Origin of the sequence: Halobacillus salinarum (genome assembly GCF_022919095.1) — a bacterium.
Classification (GTDB): Bacteria; Bacillota; Bacilli; order Bacillales; family Halobacillaceae; genus Halobacillus_B; species Halobacillus_B salinarum.
In genome coordinates this window covers 1,834,633-1,853,035 of record NZ_CP095073.1, presented here as the reverse complement: position 1 = coordinate 1,853,035, position 18,403 = coordinate 1,834,633, and the positions used below count along the sequence as shown (strand labels likewise).

Genomic DNA, 18,403 nt, shown 5'->3' with positions numbered 1-18,403 from the left:
AAAAATTTTTTATAAAATCAAAAGAATACGTAACGATATAGTCCTATATAGACTTATAAGTACTTATACGGGAGATATGTTCATTCAATCCATCAGGAAGCCGGGTAATGAGGAGTAATGTCTAAAACAGCTCGTTGGTATGTAAGCGTTTCCTGCATTATGATAATAACCGTGTGAAATTATAAATTATGGGAGTGAATAATCTGAATGAAATTGATAACCGGAATATTTGAGATTACCGTACTGGCCATTTTTTCTTTTCTATTTGCAGGATATGCTCTATTCGTCTACCCTTTAGAAAAACTATCAGAGAAAACAAGTTCAGAAGTACGGGAGAAAAAATTGAGATATTCCCCAGCCTCCCAATAATCCTATACTAGATAAAAAAACGTTGCTGACTGCTCAGCAACGTTTTTTTATATGATTCCCTGACGGATCATTAACCTTTTAAGAGACTCGGTACGAATGGATGCCTCATCATATTCCCCACGCATCTTATGCCACTGAATAAAAGAAAGAGCTTGAGAAACCGCATACCAGATCATCCGTTCATACAGGTGCCCGTCTGGTACAATCCCATACTGCTCAAGCCATTGTTTCCAGTCTTCTTTAGGAATGTACGTATGTAGAAGCATGCCCAAATCCAATGCAGGGTCTGCAACCATAGCATTATCCCAATCAATAAGATACAACTGATCATCACTTGAGAGCAGCCAGTTGTTATGATTCGTATCACAATGACAGACCACTTGGACATCATGATGCACTTCAACCACATGTTTTTCAAGAAACTTTAACGCTTGATGAATTTCAATGCTTGGATCCACCTGGTCAAGGATTCTCTGATTCTCTTTAAGATCTCTTAATATTTCATCTGGAGTTAAAGGATGCTTGCCTAAGCGCATGAGCATATCTAATAATTCCGTAGAATGGTGGATTTTACTCAATAAAGCAGCTACACGTGGATGCTTCATCGATTCTGTATTTAATTCCTGACCTTCCAGCCATTCCTGTGCTGTAATCACGTCGCCATTTTCCAGTCGTTTGGTCCAAACAAGCTTGGGTACGATTCCTTCGGCAGAAAGGACAGCAAGAAATGGCGAGGAATTACGCTTTAAGAACAAACGTTTACCCTCTGTGTGGGCATAGTAAGCCTCTCCTGTAGACCCTCCTGCAGGGGTAATTGTCCAATTATCTCCAAGTATATGCTCCAACCAATTCACCTTCAATTCCTCAAATCTTCTTGTGATTACCTCACGTAGTTATCTAACTTATTATATCCTATTTTAGCAATTAACCATAATCAAAGATTCCAATGTTGATGTACCACAAATAAGAGTAACTTATTCATGAAATGTCTTTCAAGAGGAAGTGTTACCCCTTCATGACTGTAAGCGGCACTTCTGCTTTATCGATTTTGCAATAAAAAGTAGCTCCATGCTGACCGTCTGCTTGATAAGGAAGCGGCGAAGAGGAAAATACTTCGACTGATTCCGCATCCATTAGACTCACTTCTTTTAGTTTCGTATGCTGTCCGGTGAAAACTAACAGAAAAAACATGAGCAGCTTCCACTTTTTTAATGGCTTAATGAGCACTACTTTAAAGCGGGGGCTCATTATATGTGCTCCTGGAGCAATTTTCATCCCCTTACCGTAAAAGGGGTGGTTGGTAATAGAAAGGAGGGAAGCTTTTCCTAACGATAATTTTCTGCCATCTATCTTCAAATCAACCTGAATAGGTTTATACTTTGGGAGGACTTTAAGCAAGGCAAAAATATAACGGAATGAACTCAAGTGAAACCGCCTCAACCATTTACGAAATAAAGGGTTATTTGCCACTTCCACAACTTTTCCATCCAAACCAAACCCAATACTGTTCGCAAACACTCTTTTACCAGTACGACTGCTTTGTTGTAACCGGTAAGAGCCATGGTTGACCCTTATTATCTGTGGAGTCACTACAATGCTGCGAAACAGCTCTACTCCATCTTGACTGCTTGAAATCCCTCTTGAGAAATCATTTCCTGAGCCTGCTGGGATAAAAGCAACTGGAAACTCAGGATTTTCTTTAAGGCCATTGATCACTTCATGAAAGGTCCCATCTCCTCCGATGACGATTACACATTGGAGGACTTCTTTATGTATCTCTATGAGCTGCCTTGTCAGCTTCTCTGCATGCCCCTTGTATGATGTGTAAAAAGAGCGGCAGTTTTTACTTTTGAATAAGGGTTCTTTTTGGATCTTTTGAAACAGTTTGTCTGCTGACTTTTGACCTGCTTCCGGATTTACAATTATAATATACATCCGACATTTCTCCTATGACTTTGCCATAATATTATACAACAAACCTCCTGCTATATTATACTATTATTTATAAAGGAGGGGTTATTTCATGGGCGTGGACTGTCAATTTTGTGGAACAGCTGTTTCTATCCCTGAAAGCGGGGCATTACTTTTTGATCTTCCCTCATTATTTGACCGAGATGTGGCTGTCAGCTCGGCTGCTCTATCAGAAATGAAGAACTCCAAGGTCATTACATACGAAACAAAAACACAGCTTCAAAACGTTTTGAAATCATTAATCACAAAAAAAGAGCCGGAGGAATGGATTTATGTACTTGATGCATCTGCCCATATTTTCCCGATAACACTCCGTCATCTCTTTGAGCGATTAGAACATCCTGAACTCGCAGAGATTATTCACCAGTCTGATTTTACTTCTTACTTTCAGCCGATTCTTGATATGAAGTCAAACTCAATCTTTGGGTACGAAGCATTGCTTCGCACTAGCTACAAGGATATTGACCCAGGTATGTTGTTTTCGTTTGCCCACCGCTCCGGCCTGCACTCCATGCTCGACCAAAAAGCAAGACGGACGGCTGTAAAGAAAAAAGCCCAATATCTTTCAGAAGGACAGAAAATGTTTATCAATTTTCTCCCATCTACGATTTACGTCCCGGAATTCTGTCTTCAGCATACGTTTCAAATTGTTAAAGAATTTAATGTTAATCCAGAGGATTTAGTGTTCGAAGTAGTTGAGTCTGAAAAAATAACCGATGTACCTCATTTAAAATCGATTCTTGATACATATCAGGCCTCAGGAATGAAAGTGGCTCTGGATGATGTAGGGACAGGCTACAGTACACTTGACATGCTTAGCCTTATTCAGCCCGATATATTAAAAATTGACCGTTCCTATGTACGTAATTGTAATCAGGATGAAGCAAACCAGAAATTTCTTTACAATGTTATGGATCGCGCTCAAACCTTGAATATTAAGGTGCTTGCTGAAGGGATTGAAACTATGGAGGAATGGAACTGGTTAAAAGCTCACGATATCGACTATGGCCAAGGATACTTTATCGGAAAACCAAAGCCTTACCCTCAAGATAAGCTCATTCATCCGTAGAATCTTCCTCCTCCTCCCATTCCGGCCGTTTAACTGCAGTTGTCATCGAATGCTGCAGAAGTACCTCAGCCGCTTTTAACTGCTCGTGCTTCAAGGGAGAGGCTGGTTTTCGCTTTCCGTACAACCATTCAGAATAACGGGACTCATCTATGAAGGAAGTGTTGAAGGGTTCTTGTACTTCTTCAAATGTGAGCTCTGGTGCTAGTACCACTTTGTGATAAGGAAAATCAATATGATATTGATTTAATACACTACGCACATAAGTTTCTGACCTGTGCAGTGAAAGAAGAGGACTTAAGATTTTGGACATATTGCCTCGTTCTTCAACTTTCCACATTTTCTCACTGGAGGGATGAACTTTGCCTGCAAGCGGAAGAGAAAGATAATGAATAATTTCAATACTGGCAGGTCCTATTAAAATGACTTCTGCATCCATTTTTGCATTTTTCATTTCTACTACAGGTTTATACATAATTAAATAGCTGTCAGGAAAACGCTGCAAAAAAAACTTTAAAATTTCATCTTGATGGTAAGACTTATGTAAGAAAGATTTCTGCATCAATGTTGTCGATGCCCATTTTAGCTGAAAAGGAAACAGTCCATCTAAGAAATATTGCTTGAGGTCTGAAAGGTTTTCAGGAAGTTCTTCACGAATGTCTAAATCTTTCTCTAACTCTTCTTTTCTTCCTGAAATTTTCTTCCAAATGCTCAGCGGGGTGTTATCCTTTTGACTAGGCTCATCTAATGAACGTCCGTGCTCCCAAAGCCCTTTCATTTTCTTCCAGTTTTCCTGTTTTAATCGAATAAATTTACTTGGATATTGATAAATGTTCACTTCGTACCTTGAGATATAATCCGACAACTTTATTAGTTGCGCCAAGCTTATCCCTCCTCAACGTTTTCAAATCCGTATTTACAAATCGGTTCATACTTTGGCAGTTCTGCGGGATGGATTTGAAATAAGTTTAGGCTTTCTACTTCCATTTCCGTCACTTGACTGTAGTCTGGATTTGGATTGTTCATTTCAAACGGTAAATTGCCGGCCACCCATTTTTTTGCGAGGGTCACATGCGGATGGTACGCCCTTTTTTCTATTGGAAACCCTAGTTCAACGCCTATTTGTTCTACCTGGCTTTTTAGGTTCATTAGCTCAGAATGTCTGCTAACTTCTGCATGAACTACTCTTGGGTGCTCTTTTTTTCCAAAGCCCGCTGCTGGCCCAACTTTTACTGAAAAACTTTGGTCCTTGAATTCACTAAAACGATTTTTCCATTCCTCTATCTTATCATCGGTGCATGCACCGAGAAATTTCACTGTAATATGAAAATCATCAGGATGTGTCCACACTTTATACGTCATATGACGTCTTAAATCACTCTGCCATAATTGCAGCATTTTTCTTACCTTGGAGGATACAGAGATTCCAATAAAATAGTGCGGCGAATTCATTAAAGTTATTCTCCTTTCGAAAAGGAATTTATGAACAATTGTACGATTTACAACAGCAGGCTTTTCCCTTAGGGAAACGTCTAGACGAAATAACTTTGTCCTTTTATTTCGTAAGTTGATAGATGGCATCTGCGTAAATAGCAATCGATTTTACCATATCTTTTATCCGTACATGCTCATCCTTTTGATGGGCCGTATCTGGACTTTCTTCAAATAGCGCTCCAAAGGCTACGCCAGTTTCCAGTACCCTGGCGTACGTAGCACCTCCGATAGCCACTGGTTCTGCCTTGTTAGTAACCGTTTTATTATAGACGTTCATTAGCGTTTCGACATAGGGATGATCTTTTTCCACATATAACGGTGCTAAATGATCATACAATTCAAAGGAACCTTCATGGTTATCAGCAATTTGTTGAAGGAGCTTGATTACATCCTCTCCTCTTTCTGTCACCGGATAACGAAGATTGATTCCCAGTTTTAACGAAGAAGGAGTCGAGTACGTCAAAGATCCAAGATTCAAAGTCAACGAACCAGACACATTATCCTGTAAGGCCAATCCAGCCTGTTCTCCTGAGGTGCTCGAAAAAGAACTGTATAAAGATTGAAATAGCAGTGATTCCTTAATAGGAAGATCTTTTAGAAAACGTAACAATTCAACGATAGCATTTACGCCTTGGGCTGGTTTGCTGGGATGCACAGATTTTCCTTCTATCGAGACGTGAAATCTACCTTCTTTTACGACGGTTTTTCCATCTGCCTCACTTTTAGAAAGAAAGCCTTCAAGCATAGATGGAATATCCTTAGACGTTGATAGAATTGCCTCTGCATAGTCTGGGACCATATTCAAACGGTCACCAGCCTCGATCGAGATGAGTTCAATTGCTTCCTTACCAGCGGATGGTTTGTTTGAGCTAAAAGTAAAATAACCATCGATTAACCCTTTTTCTGCGTGGATGACAGGGAACGCAGCATCTGGTGAGAAGCCAAATACAGGCATTTCTTCTTGTGAGAAGTAATGTTCTATCCCTTTCCAGTCTCTTTCTTCATCCGTCCCTAAAATGAGTCTGACTTTTTTCTTCGGCTGAAACCCTTCATTTTTCAGAAGCTTCATAGCCATATAAGCGGCTACGACTGGTCCTTTATCATCTTGTGCTCCCCTTGCATACAATTTTCCGTCTTTTAATTCCGGTGTAAATGGTTCAGTAGACCACCCTTCCCCTGGAGGGACTACATCTAAATGGCCTAAGATTCCAATGACTTCTTCCCCTTCTCCAAATTCAATATGTCCCGCGTGCCCGTCGACATCTTTTACCTTGAATCCATCTTCCTTTCCAATGTTAAGCATAGTTGTTAAAGCCTCATGGATGGGTTTTCCGTATGGATAGTTTTTATCCTCTTCATATATGCTAGGAATTACTAATAACTTGGAGACGTTTTGAATAAATTCCTTCTCATACGAGCGGCTCTGCTTCTCAAAATTCATAAAATTGCACCAGCCTTCATAATTTTTTCATACGTATGTTTATCACACACCACATAAAGTTCTGCATGTTCCGGGAGGTCATGATCCAGTTTACGGTTGATAGTCAAATCATTTCTGTCAGCAATTAGAGTGGCCCCTTGTGAAATCAGTGCTTGAAAAGCATCCCGGTACGTTCTCCAGTTTTTATTCACGGGTACGTGATACAAATCATCTCCCACTGAGCGTCTAAGCAATTGTCCATATATACCTGAGACACCTTTACGAAAAGCCGAGCGTACAGCAAGGGAAGAAATCGTTTCATTTGAAATGATAAATTCATCCACATTCACATGTTTAAAGTTTTTAATATGCCGTTCTTCCATGATTTCAACAACGGTATGAACGTGTGAGGATAAAGATTCGATGGTAGAGGCAATAAGAAGTGTCTTCCCATCAATTAACTGATCGTTAGACAGCTGATCCTCCGCAAAAATGAGCACGGATCGGGCTTCTTTGACATTGGCATTTAACAGTGTTTCTTCTTCAGAAGCGTTGCCTTTTAAGTAATGAATATTTTCCGTAAGGATGGGGGCTTCTGGCAGCTCGTCAATAATCACAATTTCAACATTTTCTTCCGTTTCCACCATTTCTTTCACGGCAAACTGGGCTTTTTGCGACCAGCCGATAATTATGAAATGTCCTGATCCTTTAAACACGATATCTCCCTCCAAACGTTTTTTTCGAAACACAGCAAGACCGTCGATAATTTTGCCAATAACAACTCCAATTAAACCGATTCCCACTATATAGAGCACGATCGCAATGATTCTCCCAGCTGCAGTAACCGGGAAATAGTCTCCATATCCAACTGTTGTAACCGTAGTCATCACCCACCAGAAACCATCAAAAAATGTAGGAAAGGTTTGATTTTCTACAACAACGATTAGAAAAGAAGTGAATAAAACAAGGACGGCACTGGAAATAAATAATACATAATTATTAACTCTGACCATTTTAAGTAATAATTTTCTTAGTATTGCCATTTTTCGTCCTCCTATTTTTAAATGTTTGTAAATTTAATGAATTATCAGTAAAATAGGTGCAACTTTGTAGCGAATGAAATATCTTTACGTTAAAATAAAGACAACTTCATAGGATTCACTAGCCCCACAAATTCCAACGAATGATAATTAAGGAGTGGTTTTTTGAATCATCCATCATCCCGTATGCTTACTCGGATTAAAGCTGTTTACCTTTATATTAGAGAACAGGGGACAGTTACAACCAACCAGCTAGCTGATGAATTCGGCATTACAGACCGAACCATGCAAAGGGACTTAAGCATTTTGGAATATAACGGTCTTGTGGCAAGCCCAAACCGTGGAAAGTGGACGACGACTCATAAAAAAGTGAAAATATCCTAAACTTATGTATATACCACCCGGATGATAATCCGGGTGTTTTTTATTGACTTAAGTGTGTTAAGGAAAGAAGATAGTCAAGCTCTTCTTCTCTCAATTCCCGATATTCTCCTAGTTCCAGCGTAGGATCCAGCGCTAAATCACCCATTCTTATCCGTTTTAAATAAGTCACCCGTTTATCCACCGCTTCGAACATTCTTTTCACCTGGTGAAACTTTCCTTCTGTAATCGTTATTTCTATTTCAGATTGAGCTTCAGCGCTGAGAATTTTCAATTCCGCCGGTTTGGTTACATAGCCATCCTCAAGCTTAATGCCATTCTTAAAGTCTTCTACATCCTTATCATCAACAGTGCCCTTAATGACAGCATAGTAAGTCTTTCCGACATCTTTCTTCGGGGAAGTGAGCTTATGGGATAACTTTCCATCATTTGTAATTAACAAAAGTCCTTCTGTATCTTTATCAAGTCTTCCTACGGGAAAAGGCTGAAACACCTGGTCCTCGGGCTGAAGAATATCAATCACCGTCATGTCATTGGCATCCTCTGTAGCAGAAATTAAATCCCCAGGCTTATTCATCATTAAATAAATATAATCTTTATATTCGACCGTTTCTCCATGAACCGTGACCTCATCTTCATCAGGGTTCACATGGGTCTTCGCACTCTTTTCAGGCTGTCCATTTACTCGCACACTTCCTCCTTTTAAAAGAGCTTTTACTTCTTTACGCGTTCCGTAACCCATATTGGCCAGTAATTTATCAATCCTCATCATCAACTCTCCTTACTTGCGTTTCAACCATCTGTCAAGTTTCGAAATTCTGCCACCTAAAATACGTTCAAGCAGCGTTGTCCTATAAGAAAGATACAAATATACAATGGCTCCAGCTGTTACACTTAAAACAAGTGTAAGGAGGGCGTGTATACGATTTTGCATAGGATCCAACCCTAATCCTAACAGCCATTTCACCAGCCAGACGCTGGCTCCCATAATTACAGTCAGTATTAATATTAACAGCGTGCGTTTAAATAATTGCCGATACGAAAAATTGATCGCTTGTTTGATCTTATAAAGATTTAATATTACAGCGGAAGCCACCGCCAGACCTGTGGCCACAATAGCGCCTTTTGCACCTAATAATAGAACAAGCCACGAATTTGTACATATCTTGATCAGAAGTCCTGTGCCAAGGCTGATGACAGCAAAGTTCTGCCGATTAATCCCTTGTAAAATGGAAGCTGTTACAGTATAAAGGGCAAAAAACAAACCGACCGGTGCATACCACCGTAACAACCCTCCATAGTAGCTCAATTTCTCCATCCCATAGAATGTTCCGTAAGCTTCGTATGCTACAATGGACAAGCCGACAATAGCCGGAACAATCAACAAGGCTACAATTTGGAGTGCCTGGTTAATTTGTCTAAATAACTGCGGCTTTTGATCGTTCGTAAAAGCCTTCGTTATGGCTGGCAGAATCGCCAATGATAATCCAATCCCTAGAGTAACAGGAATAATGACAAGTTTATGACTAAGGAAGTTAATAGCAGAAATAGAACCTTCTGCTAAATCACTCAGCCCTGCTGCTGCCATTGCATCGTTAAAAGTCATTTGATCAACGAATTGATAAAGCGGGGTCGCAATCCCAACAAGTACAAAAGGGCCTGCATAGCCTAACAATTCCTTTATCATCGAGGCTTTGGTTATGTCATACGTATATTCCTGCTGGGAAAGCAATCGATCCAAGTGAGGCTTGCGCTTTACCCAGTAAGTGTAAAGCACAGCAATAGAAGCTAAACCTCCTACAAAAGCTGCAAACGTTGCAAATCCTACCGACATAGTCAGCGAGCCCTTTATGACATACTGGATAATAAATACAGCGATTAATAGAAAAACTATACGGATGATTTGTTCAACAACCTGGGAAACTGCAGTTGGCCCCATCGATTCGTTTCCCTGGAAAAATCCCCTTACAATACTCATACTTGGAATTATTATGAGAGCAAAGCTCACCATCCGGATAACCATAGCTGTATCTTCAATATATTGGGGACTTGCTCCATCTGACAGCGTCCAAATCGCCATTTGCTTGGCAGCAAAGAATAAGACTAGAAAAGCAATGAGACCGGATACAGCCATAAGCTGTATACCCGTTCTTAGTATTCTTCTGCTAGTTTGATAATCGCCAAGCGAATTATACTTAGACACAAATTTAGATACGGCTAATGGAACGCCAAGCGTTGAAACACTTAATAAGATATTATAAGGTGTATAAGCGTAAAAATAGAGATCCGTTCCCTCCGGACCTACCATTTGTGCAAATGGAATTGTGTAAATCATTCCTAAAAGCTTCGACAGAAAAGTAGCTCCTGTCAAAAGCATCGTGCCTTTTAGAATTTTCGACATAATGTTAGTTTCACCTTCAATTTTTTTGTAGAATCGACCGCATCTATTTTATCATAAATAAGGAAGTAACAAGTGTTTTAGTGCTAAAAAGAAAGGAAGTCCCTCCCATGACCTATGACGTCACCATAATTGGAGGAGGTCCCTCAGGCCTCATGGCTGCCATCGCAGCTGCCGAGCAAGGAGCCCGTACTCTGCTGCTCGATAAAGGGAATAAGTTAGGAAAAAAGCTCGCTATCTCTGGTGGAGGAAGATGTAATGTTACCAATCGTCTTCCGGAGGAGGAAGTCATCAAACATATCCCAGGCAATGGAAAGTTTTTATACAGTCCGTTTTCTGTCTTTAATAATTTTGATATCATTGATTTTTTTGAAGGATTAGGTGTTGCGTTAAAGGAAGAAGATCACGGACGCATGTTTCCGGTCAGCAACAAAGCAAAAGATGTGGTAAACAGCCTTCTTAACAGATTAAGTGAACTTTCGGTAGAAATTCGAACGGACACGCCTGTTGAATCAATAGAATTCGGAAATAATGAGCACAGCATTTTATTAAAAAACAATATGATTGTTAAAACAAAGGTTGTTGTTTTAGCTGTGGGAGGCAAAGCCGTACCTCACACAGGTTCTACAGGAGACGGTTATGCATGGGCAAAAAAAGCCGGCCACTCGATTACTAAAATTTTTCCGACTGAAGTCCCTCTGCTCTCTAAAGATCCTTTTATTAAAGAAAAACGACTTCAAGGTCTTTCACTGCGAGACGTAAAAGTTTCTGTTCTTAATCCAAAAGGCAAAGAGATTGTCAGCCACCAAATGGATATGTTATTTACTCATTTCGGCTTATCGGGGCCAGCGATCCTTAGGTGCTCTCAATACGCTGTGAAGGAATTTATGAAAGGGAATTGTCCCGTCACTCTAGAGATTGACTGCCTTCCGTCTGAACATGAACAGGAATTGTTCAACAGTCTTCAAAGCAAAACCCGGGAACAGCCAAGGAAAGCGTTCAGAAACCTTGTGAAAGGACTTGTGCCGGAACGATTATTGGACTACACATTGGAGAAGGCAGAGATTCTTCCTGAAGACAAAGCCGCAAATCTTTCAAATCAGAAGCTGCAGAACTTTCTTAAGATGCTTAAGCATTTTCAAGTACAGGTATATGACTCACAACCGATTGAAAAGGCTTTTGTTACGGGTGGAGGTGTCTCCATCAAAGAAATTATTCCGAATACGATGCAATCCAAATTAATGGATGGATTATACTTTTGCGGCGAAATTTTGGATATTCACGGGTACACGGGAGGTTATAATATTACTGCGGCAATGGTAACAGGGCGGGTAGCCGGTATGCATGCTGCCTGGGAATCCTTCAGTTAATGGAAAAAATCGAGAAGCAGTTAACTGCTTCTCGATTTTCTATGTAAATAATCATATTCTCTACCTAATTCTCTATTTAACAAAATTTGCATTTCTTCACGATCTTGGTCTGTTACTAAAGGATCCTGCGCATTCCAGTCCAGCGAATGTAGAATGTAAAATGTTTTTATCCTGCGAAAATAAATCACTGAGTTGGGAAACTTATCAAAATAACCTCGTACGACTTTTCGTCGGGAATAGCTCCACCTCACTAATTGAATACGTATCCCTCCAACTAATCTACCAAATAAATACTAAGGCCATATAAGTAAAAAGGACAGAACAGATAAAATATAGATACCCATAGGCTTTCATCGATGAATACCTGCTGGTTATCCCAAAAACGCCGGTCAGAGCTAAGATGATAATTATAGCAATTAGCGTGATATGCTGTATATTAGTCACTTGGTCTTGTTGAGAAAGTAAATAAAAGCCTAATGGGATAAAAATGAGGTAGACCGCATATTTCCAATTTAAATACGTATCATGTTTTCTTACAAGCTTTGCCATAATAACTCCTCTCTTCTAAGTAGTCTTTCTAACTTGTGCTATGTATTTTCTACTGTATTAAATGAAACAGCAGCCGAAACCTTTATTATTGGAATAAAGAGTTTACATATAGTTTACAGGAAAGGTGAAATAATATAAAACTTTTAGCTGCTGGAGGATATTTTCAACCATAAGAAAAAGCTTTGGATAAAGTCCAAAGCTTACATTGTGATGTGGCAGCGTCCTACTCTCACGGGGATCGACCCGACTACCATCGGCGCTGAAGAGCTTAACTGCTGTGTTCGGCATGGGAACAGGTGTGACCTCTTCGCCGTTACTACCACATCATTTGGATTGTTGAGGTGAACCCTCAAAACTGGATAAGTGCACATTCAAACGAACCTCATAGTTGTATGTCTAGCTGCAGCTCCTAGATCCTCGTGATCTAAGCGATCTCTCATCCAGGCTGAAAAACCCCAGCCTTCCTGCGAGCTTGCTTAGCCAATCGGATCTGAACAGTCGCTTTCGCTTTTCAATTTAGATAAGTCATCGATCGATTAGTATCCGTCAGCTGCACGTGTCACCACGCGTCCACCTCGGACCTATCTACCTCATCGTCTCTGAGGGATCTTATTACCTTAGAGGTAAGGGAAATCTCATCTCAAGGGGGCTTCATGCTTAGATGCTTTCAGCACTTATCCCGTCCACACGTAGCTACCCAGCGATGCTCCTGGCGGAACAACTGGTACACCAGCGGTGTGTCCATCCCGGTCCTCTCGTACTAAGGACAGCTCCTTTCAGATTTCCAACGCCCACGACGGATAGGGACCGAACTGTCTCACGACGTTCTGAACCCAGCTCGCGTACCGCTTTAATGGGCGAACAGCCCAACCCTTGGGACCGACTACAGCCCCAGGATGCGATGAGCCGACATCGAGGTGCCAAACCTCCCCGTCGATGTGGACTCTTGGGGGAGATAAGCCTGTTATCCCCGGGGTAGCTTTTATCCGTTGAGCGACGGCCCTTCCATGCGGAACCGCCGGATCACTAAGCCCGACTTTCGTCCCTGCTCGACTTGTAGGTCTCGCAGTCAAGCTCCCTTGTGCCTTTACACTCTGCGAATGATTTCCAACCATTCTGAGGGAACCTTTGGGCGCCTCCGTTACCTTTTGGGAGGCGACCGCCCCAGTCAAACTGCCCACCTGACACTGTCTCCGGACCGGATCACGGCCCTGGGTTAGAATGTCCGTACAGCCAGGGTAGTATCCCACCAGCGCCTCCACCGAAGCTGGCGCTCCGGCTTCTCTGGCTCCTACCTATCCTGTACAAGCTGTACCAACATTCAATATCAGGCTACAGTAAAGCTCCACGGGGTCTTTCCGTCCTGTCGCGGGTAATGCGCATCTTCACGCATAGTATAATTTCACCGGGTCTCTCGTTGAGACAGTGCCCAAGTCGTTGCACCTTTCGTGCGGGTCGGAACTTACCCGACAAGGAATTTCGCTACCTTAGGACCGTTATAGTTACGGCCGCCGTTTACTGGGGCTTCGGTTCAGCGCTTCGCCAAAAGCTAACGCATCCCCTTAACCTTCCAGCACCGGGCAGGTGTCAGCCCCTATACTTCGCCTTACGGCTTCGCAGAGACCTGTGTTTTTGGTAAACAGTCGCTTGGGCCTTTTCACTGCGGCTCCTCGGCAGAGGAGCACCCCTTCTCCCGAAGTTACGGGGTCATTTTGCCGAGTTCCTTAACGAGAGTTCTCCCGCTCACCTTAGGATCCTCTCCTCGCCTACCTGTGTTGGTTTGCGGTACGGGCACCTCTTTCCTCACTAGAGGATTTTCTTGGCAGTGTGAACTCAGGAGCTTCGGTACTTTAGTTCCCTCCCCATCACAGCTTGACGTTCCCACCGGACGGATTTGCCTATCCGGCCGTCTTGCTGCTTGGACGCGCTCATCCAATGGCGCGCTCTCCCTATCCTCCTGCGTCTCCCCGTCGTTCAAACGGAAAGGAGGTGGTACAGGAATATCCACCTGTTGTCCATCGCCTACGCCTGTCGGCCTCGGCTTAGGTCCCGACTAACCCTGAGAGGACGAGCCTTCCTCAGGAACCCTTAGGCTTTCGGTGAAAGAGATTCTCACTCTTTTTTCGCTACTCATACCGGCATTCTCACTTCTAAGCGCTCCACCAGTCCTTACGGTCTGACTTCACCGCCCTTAGAACGCTCTCCTACCACTGATCGTAAGATCAATCCGCAGCTTCGGTGGTGTGTTTAGCCCCGGTATATTTTCGGCGCAGAGTCACTCGACCAGTGAGCTATTACGCACTCTTTCAATGATGGCTGCTTCTAAGCCAACATCCTGGTTGTCTAAGCAACTCCACATCCTTTTCCACTTAACACACACTTAGGGACCTTAGCTGGCGGTCTGGGCTGTTTCCCTCTCGACCATGAACCTTATCACCCACGGTCTGACTCCCAGAACAAAGTCGCTGGCATTCGGAGTTTGACTGAATTCGGTAACCCGATAGGGGCCCCTCGTCCAATCAGTGCTCTACCTCCAAGACTTTCTATTCTGAGGCTAGCCCTAAAGCTATTTCGGAGAGAACCAGCTATCTCCGTGTTCGATTGGCATTTCACCCCTACCCACACCTCATCCCCGCAATTTTCAACTTGCGTGGGTTCGGGCCTCCAGTCAGTGTTACCTGACCTTCACCCTGGACATGGGTAGATCACACGGTTTCGGGTCTACGACCGCATACTCACTCGCCCTGTTCAGACTCGCTTTCGCTGCGGCTCCGCCGCTCACGGCTTAACCTTGCATACAGTCGTAACTCGCCGGTTCATTCTACAAAAGGCACGCCGTCACCCATTAACGGGCTCCGACTACTTGTAGGCACACGGTTTCAGGATCTCTTTCACTCCCCTTCCGGGGTGCTTTTCACCTTTCCCTCACGGTACTGGTTCGCTATCGGTCACTAGGGAGTATTTAGCCTTGGGAGATGGTCCTCCCGGATTCCGACGGAATTTCTCGTGTTCCGCCGTACTCAGGATCCACTCCGGAGGAAGAAAGGTTTCGGCTACAGGGCTGTTACCTGCTCTGGCTGATCGTTCCAGATCGATTCGCCTACCTTTCTTCTTGGTAACTCCAAAGGAGTGTCCTACAACCCCAGAAAGCTTGCTTTCTGGTTTGGGCTGTTTCCGTTTCGCTCGCCGCTACTCGGGAAATCGCATTTGCTTTCTCTTCCTCCAGGTACTGAGATGTTTCAGTTCCCCGGGTCTGCCGTCCATGACCTATGGATTCAGTCATGGACACTATTCCATTACGAATAGTGGGTTCCCCATTCGGAAATCTCCGGTTCACAGCCTACTTACGGCTTGCCGGAGCATATCGGTGTTAGTCCCGTCCTTCATCGGCTCCTAGTGCCAAGGCATCCACCGTGCGCCCTTGTTCACTTAACTATCTGTGAAAAGACGTTTGTTTCTTTCGATGTTCGTTGAATGTCTTGTCATCACTAGCTCCATCACTTGATGAAACTATTGATTTCTTATCCAGTTTTCAAGGTTCACGTAAGAAAGATCACTTGATCTTTCAAAACTGAACAACCAACCGAGTACGCCTCCTTACGATCCAGCTTCAGCTCCCAGACCCTGGCGCCCGAAGCGATCCTACTCCGAGGCTGTAAAGCCTCTTCGGTATGCTCGCTTCGTTCGTCGGGTCTGAACGGTCGCTTCCGCCTTTCGTGTATCCTTAGAAAGGAGGTGATCCAGCCGCACCTTCCGATACGGCTACCTTGTTACGACTTCACCCCAATCATTGGCCCCACCTTCGGCGGCTGGCTCCAAAAAGGTTACCTCACCGACTTCGGGTGTTGCCAACTCTCGTGGTGTGACGGGCGGTGTGTACAAGGCCCGGGAACGTATTCACCGCGGCATGCTGATCCGCGATTACTAGCGATTCCGGCTTCATGCAGGCGAGTTGCAGCCTGCAATCCGAACTGAGAATGGTTTTATGGGATTTGCTACACCTCGCGGCTTCGCTGCCCTTTGTACCATCCATTGTAGCACGTGTGTAGCCCAGGTCATAAGGGGCATGATGATTTGACGTCATCCCCGCCTTCCTCCGGTTTGTCACCGGCAGTCACCTTAGAGTGCCCAACTGAATGCTGGCAACTAAGGTCAGGGGTTGCGCTCGTTGCGGGACTTAACCCAACATCTCACGACACGAGCTGACGACAACCATGCACCACCTGTCACTTGGTCCCCGAAGGGAAAACCCTATCTCTAGGGTGGGCCAAGGATGTCAAGACCTGGTAAGGTTCTTCGCGTTGCTTCGAATTAAACCACATGCTCCACCGCTTGTGCGGGCCCCCGTCAATTCCTTTGAGTTTCAGCCTTGCGGCCGTACTCCCCAGGCGGAGTGCTTAATGCGTTAACTTCAGCACTAAGGGGTGGAAGCCCCTAACACCTAGCACTCATCGTTTACGGCGTGGACTACCAGGGTATCTAATCCTGTTTGCTACCCACGCTTTCGCACCTCAGCGTCAGAGACAGACCAGAGAGTCGCCTTCGCCACTGGTGTTCCTCCACATATCTACGCATTTCACCGCTACACGTGGAATTCCACTCTCCTCTTCTGTCCTCAAGTTCCCCAGTTTCCAATGACCCTCCACGGTTGAGCCGTGGGCTTTCACATCAGACTTAAGAAACCACCTGCGTGCCCTTTACGCCCAATAATTCCGGACAACGCTTGCCCCCTACGTATTACCGCGGCTGCTGGCACGTAGTTAGCCGGGGCTTCCTCGTTAGGTACCGTCAAGGTACCGCTCTATTCGCACGGTACTTGTTCTTCCCTAACAACAGAACTTTACGATCCGAAAACCTTCATCGTTCACGCGGCGTTGCTCCGTCAGACTTGCGTCCATTGCGGAAGATTCCCTACTGCTGCCTCCCGTAGGAGTCTGGGCCGTGTCTCAGTCCCAGTGTGGCCGATCACCCTCTCAGGTCGGCTACGCATCGTCGCCTTGGTGAGCCGTTACCTCACCAACTAGCTAATGCGCCGCGGGCCCATCTGTAAGCGATAGCGAGAAGCCATCTTTTAACCATCCTTCATGCGAAGGTTGGTGTTACCCGGCATTAGCCCCGGTTTCCCGGGGTTATTCCGGTCTTACAGGCAGGTTGCCCACGTGTTACTCACCCGTCCGCCGCTCGTTCCACGAGCGTCACCTCCGAAGAGGATCCGCTCGCTTCCCGCGCTCGACTTGCATGTATTAGGCACGCCGCCAGCGTTCGTCCTGAGCCAGGATCAAACTCTCCAAAAAAATTGAAAAGCTGTGCGCTTTTGACAGCGCTTGCCTTCAACACCGTTGAAGGTCCTAAAGCTCGTGTGCACATCGTGTGTGCTTTGTTTGAATTCCTTCTATATAATAGAAAGAATGAATTGACGTACTGGTTGGTTCGTTCAGTTTTCAAAGATCAATTAGCTGCCTTGCGACAGTAAATAAATATTAGCATAAATTGATAGAATATGTCAATGAGTTTTTTAGATTAACAGATTGATTGATGTAAGCTCCCTTAAAGAAGCAACGTTTTTCATAATACATGCATATTTAACTAAAGTCAATAAAAAATGTTAAATTTAATAGAGCAAAAAGAAAAGCCTTATTGAACTAAATTCATAAGGCTCTCAAAGGGCAGAATCGATATAATAAATTGGTCTTTGCCGTTGTTTTCTTATCATTTTAGCAGCTAGTTTTGCTCCGCGCTTGCCATCGGTTATTAACAGAATGGATTTACTGCAGTCAAACCTTTCTTTCAGGGCACGGGGCAGGTAACTCAAAGGAATGTTTTCAGCTCCTGGATAAGGGGAGTGATGGGCTACAATATAATCTCTAATATCGATGACACAATATTCTTCATTATTAAAGCTGTGATTAGTTAAGGGTTTTAATGAACGCTTATCAGCTTGATCCTTTAAAAATAAAAATGAGATAAGAACTGCCATTAAAAGCATCATTTGCATTTCAAGTACCTCTCTTAGTTAAAATACAAGTTCTCCATTCCACTTTAACATTCCACCTTCTAAATTATGCACATTCTTAAAACCATGTGCCATCAAATATTCTGATGCATTCATACTTCTTTTTCCAGAACGGCAAACCATCACATATTCATTTGCGGGATCAAGATTTTGAAGTGTTTCCGGTATAGTGCCTAAAGGAATATGTTGTGCTGTTGGAATCATGCCTTGAGCCACTTCTTCCTCTTCCCTTACGTCTATAACTCGAATCTCTGCATCTTTTTCTATTAACTTTTCCAACTCATCTGGTTTTATTTGACGAATATCACTCATACAAAACCCTCCCTGTATAA

The 18,403-nt window shown here is 43.5% G+C and carries 14 protein-coding genes and 3 rRNA genes; 4 read left to right on the top strand and 13 right to left on the bottom strand.

The features are described 5' to 3' along the window. The first annotated feature begins 207 nt into the window (after nucleotides 1-207). Nucleotides 208-369: a hypothetical protein gene (locus tag MUN89_RS09430; RefSeq protein ID WP_244713136.1), complete on the top strand. Its 162-nt coding sequence runs from the start codon at nucleotides 208-210 to the stop codon at nucleotides 367-369. 47 nt (nucleotides 370-416) lie between these two features. On the opposite strand, the gene MUN89_RS09425 is transcribed toward MUN89_RS09430, so the two are convergent. Then, entirely contained in the window at nucleotides 417-1,229 is an 813-nt protein-coding gene (locus MUN89_RS09425; RefSeq protein WP_244713135.1) for a phosphotransferase family protein, read from the bottom strand. 145 nt (nucleotides 1,230-1,374) lie between these two features. Further along, nucleotides 1,375-2,304: a diacylglycerol/lipid kinase family protein gene (locus MUN89_RS09420; RefSeq protein WP_244713133.1), complete on the bottom strand. Its 930-nt coding sequence runs from the start codon at nucleotides 2,302-2,304 to the stop codon at nucleotides 1,375-1,377. A gap of 88 nt (nucleotides 2,305-2,392) precedes the next feature. Here MUN89_RS09420 and MUN89_RS09415 point away from each other — a divergent pair, with 88 nt between their 5' ends. Beyond that, entirely contained in the window at nucleotides 2,393-3,409 is a 1,017-nt protein-coding gene (locus MUN89_RS09415) for an EAL domain-containing protein (protein ID WP_244713132.1), read from the top strand. Here MUN89_RS09415 and MUN89_RS09410 read toward each other — a convergent pair. The 4 genes from MUN89_RS09410 to MUN89_RS09395 all read right to left on the bottom strand — a co-directional run bounded on the left by MUN89_RS09410 (nucleotide 3,396) and on the right by MUN89_RS09395 (nucleotide 7,363). Beyond that, a complete protein-coding gene (locus MUN89_RS09410) occupies nucleotides 3,396-4,289 on the bottom strand; it encodes an NERD domain-containing protein (protein WP_244713130.1) in 894 nt (297 codons plus the stop codon). The two genes, MUN89_RS09415 and MUN89_RS09410, sit on opposite strands and share 14 nt — an antisense overlap. 2 nt (nucleotides 4,290-4,291) lie before the next feature. Further along, nucleotides 4,292-4,858: an RNA 2',3'-cyclic phosphodiesterase gene (thpR, locus tag MUN89_RS09405; protein ID WP_244713128.1), complete on the bottom strand. Its 567-nt coding sequence runs from the start codon at nucleotides 4,856-4,858 to the stop codon at nucleotides 4,292-4,294. Nucleotides 4,859-4,961: 103 nt separating this feature from the next. Then, nucleotides 4,962-6,341 (bottom strand): dipeptidase PepV, encoded by a 1,380-nt coding sequence (gene pepV / locus MUN89_RS09400; RefSeq protein WP_244713126.1) that lies wholly within the window; start codon nucleotides 6,339-6,341, stop codon nucleotides 4,962-4,964. Further along, complete coding sequence (locus tag MUN89_RS09395) at nucleotides 6,338-7,363, bottom strand: potassium channel family protein (RefSeq protein ID WP_244713124.1); 1,026 nt, start codon at nucleotides 7,361-7,363, stop codon at nucleotides 6,338-6,340. Before MUN89_RS09395 ends, pepV begins: the two co-directional genes overlap by 4 nt. 183 nt (nucleotides 7,364-7,546) lie before the next feature. Here MUN89_RS09395 and MUN89_RS09390 point away from each other — a divergent pair, with 183 nt between their 5' ends. Next, nucleotides 7,547-7,744: a DeoR family transcriptional regulator gene (locus tag MUN89_RS09390; RefSeq protein WP_396266104.1), complete on the top strand. Its 198-nt coding sequence runs from the start codon at nucleotides 7,547-7,549 to the stop codon at nucleotides 7,742-7,744. Between the two features lie 40 nt (nucleotides 7,745-7,784). Here MUN89_RS09390 and MUN89_RS09385 read toward each other — a convergent pair whose 3' ends face one another. Then, entirely contained in the window at nucleotides 7,785-8,510 is a 726-nt protein-coding gene (locus MUN89_RS09385; RefSeq protein WP_305852453.1) for a pseudouridine synthase, read from the bottom strand. Between the two features lie 12 nt (nucleotides 8,511-8,522). Continuing rightward, nucleotides 8,523-10,142, bottom strand: a complete 1,620-nt coding sequence (locus tag MUN89_RS09380) for a putative polysaccharide biosynthesis protein (protein WP_244713120.1) — start codon at nucleotides 10,140-10,142, stop codon at nucleotides 8,523-8,525. A gap of 107 nt (nucleotides 10,143-10,249) precedes the next feature. Between MUN89_RS09380 and MUN89_RS09375 the strand changes: the two genes are divergently transcribed. Then, nucleotides 10,250-11,509 (top strand): BaiN/RdsA family NAD(P)/FAD-dependent oxidoreductase, encoded by a 1,260-nt coding sequence (locus tag MUN89_RS09375; protein ID WP_244713118.1) that lies wholly within the window; start codon nucleotides 10,250-10,252, stop codon nucleotides 11,507-11,509. A gap of 759 nt (nucleotides 11,510-12,268) precedes the next feature. Here the strand turns inward: MUN89_RS09375 and rrf are convergent. The 5 genes from rrf to MUN89_RS09350 form a co-directional block, all read right to left on the bottom strand. Next, nucleotides 12,269-12,382 (bottom strand): 5S ribosomal RNA (gene rrf, locus MUN89_RS09370). A 192-nt stretch (nucleotides 12,383-12,574) separates the two neighbouring features. Continuing rightward, nucleotides 12,575-15,493: ribosomal RNA gene (locus MUN89_RS09365) — 23S ribosomal RNA — on the bottom strand. Between the two features lie 293 nt (nucleotides 15,494-15,786). Next, nucleotides 15,787-17,352: ribosomal RNA gene (locus MUN89_RS09360) — 16S ribosomal RNA — on the bottom strand. Together the 16S, 23S and 5S rRNA genes form the textbook arrangement of a ribosomal RNA operon. Before the next feature lie 365 nt (nucleotides 17,353-17,717). Next, nucleotides 17,718-18,053, bottom strand: a complete 336-nt coding sequence (locus MUN89_RS09355) for a rhodanese-like domain-containing protein (protein WP_244713117.1) — start codon at nucleotides 18,051-18,053, stop codon at nucleotides 17,718-17,720. Nucleotides 18,054-18,071: 18 nt separating this feature from the next. Beyond that, nucleotides 18,072-18,383, bottom strand: coding sequence for a rhodanese-like domain-containing protein (locus MUN89_RS09350; protein WP_244713116.1), 312 nt, complete (start codon nucleotides 18,381-18,383; stop codon nucleotides 18,072-18,074). Nucleotides 18,384-18,403 lie beyond the last annotated feature (20 nt).

Coding starts and splice junctions, on each gene's coding strand:
- thpR (WP_244713128.1), bottom strand. CDS start 4,858: ATGAATTCGCCGCACTATTTTATTGGAATCTCTGTATCCTCCAAGGTA.
- MUN89_RS09375 (WP_244713118.1), top strand. CDS start 10,250: ATGACCTATGACGTCACCATAATTGGAGGAGGTCCCTCAGGCCTCATG.
- MUN89_RS09355 (WP_244713117.1), bottom strand. CDS start 18,053: ATGCAAATGATGCTTTTAATGGCAGTTCTTATCTCATTTTTATTTTTA.
- MUN89_RS09430 (WP_244713136.1), top strand. CDS start 208: ATGAAATTGATAACCGGAATATTTGAGATTACCGTACTGGCCATTTTT.
- pepV (WP_244713126.1), bottom strand. CDS start 6,341: ATGAATTTTGAGAAGCAGAGCCGCTCGTATGAGAAGGAATTTATTCAA.
- MUN89_RS09395 (WP_244713124.1), bottom strand. CDS start 7,363: ATGGCAATACTAAGAAAATTATTACTTAAAATGGTCAGAGTTAATAAT.
- MUN89_RS09420 (WP_244713133.1), bottom strand. CDS start 2,304: ATGTATATTATAATTGTAAATCCGGAAGCAGGTCAAAAGTCAGCAGAC.
- MUN89_RS09380 (WP_244713120.1), bottom strand. CDS start 10,142: ATGTCGAAAATTCTAAAAGGCACGATGCTTTTGACAGGAGCTACTTTT.
- MUN89_RS09385 (WP_305852453.1), bottom strand. CDS start 8,510: ATGAGGATTGATAAATTACTGGCCAATATGGGTTACGGAACGCGTAAA.
- MUN89_RS09415 (WP_244713132.1), top strand. CDS start 2,393: ATGGGCGTGGACTGTCAATTTTGTGGAACAGCTGTTTCTATCCCTGAA.
- MUN89_RS09390 (WP_396266104.1), top strand. CDS start 7,547: ATGCTTACTCGGATTAAAGCTGTTTACCTTTATATTAGAGAACAGGGG.
- MUN89_RS09350 (WP_244713116.1), bottom strand. CDS start 18,383: ATGAGTGATATTCGTCAAATAAAACCAGATGAGTTGGAAAAGTTAATA.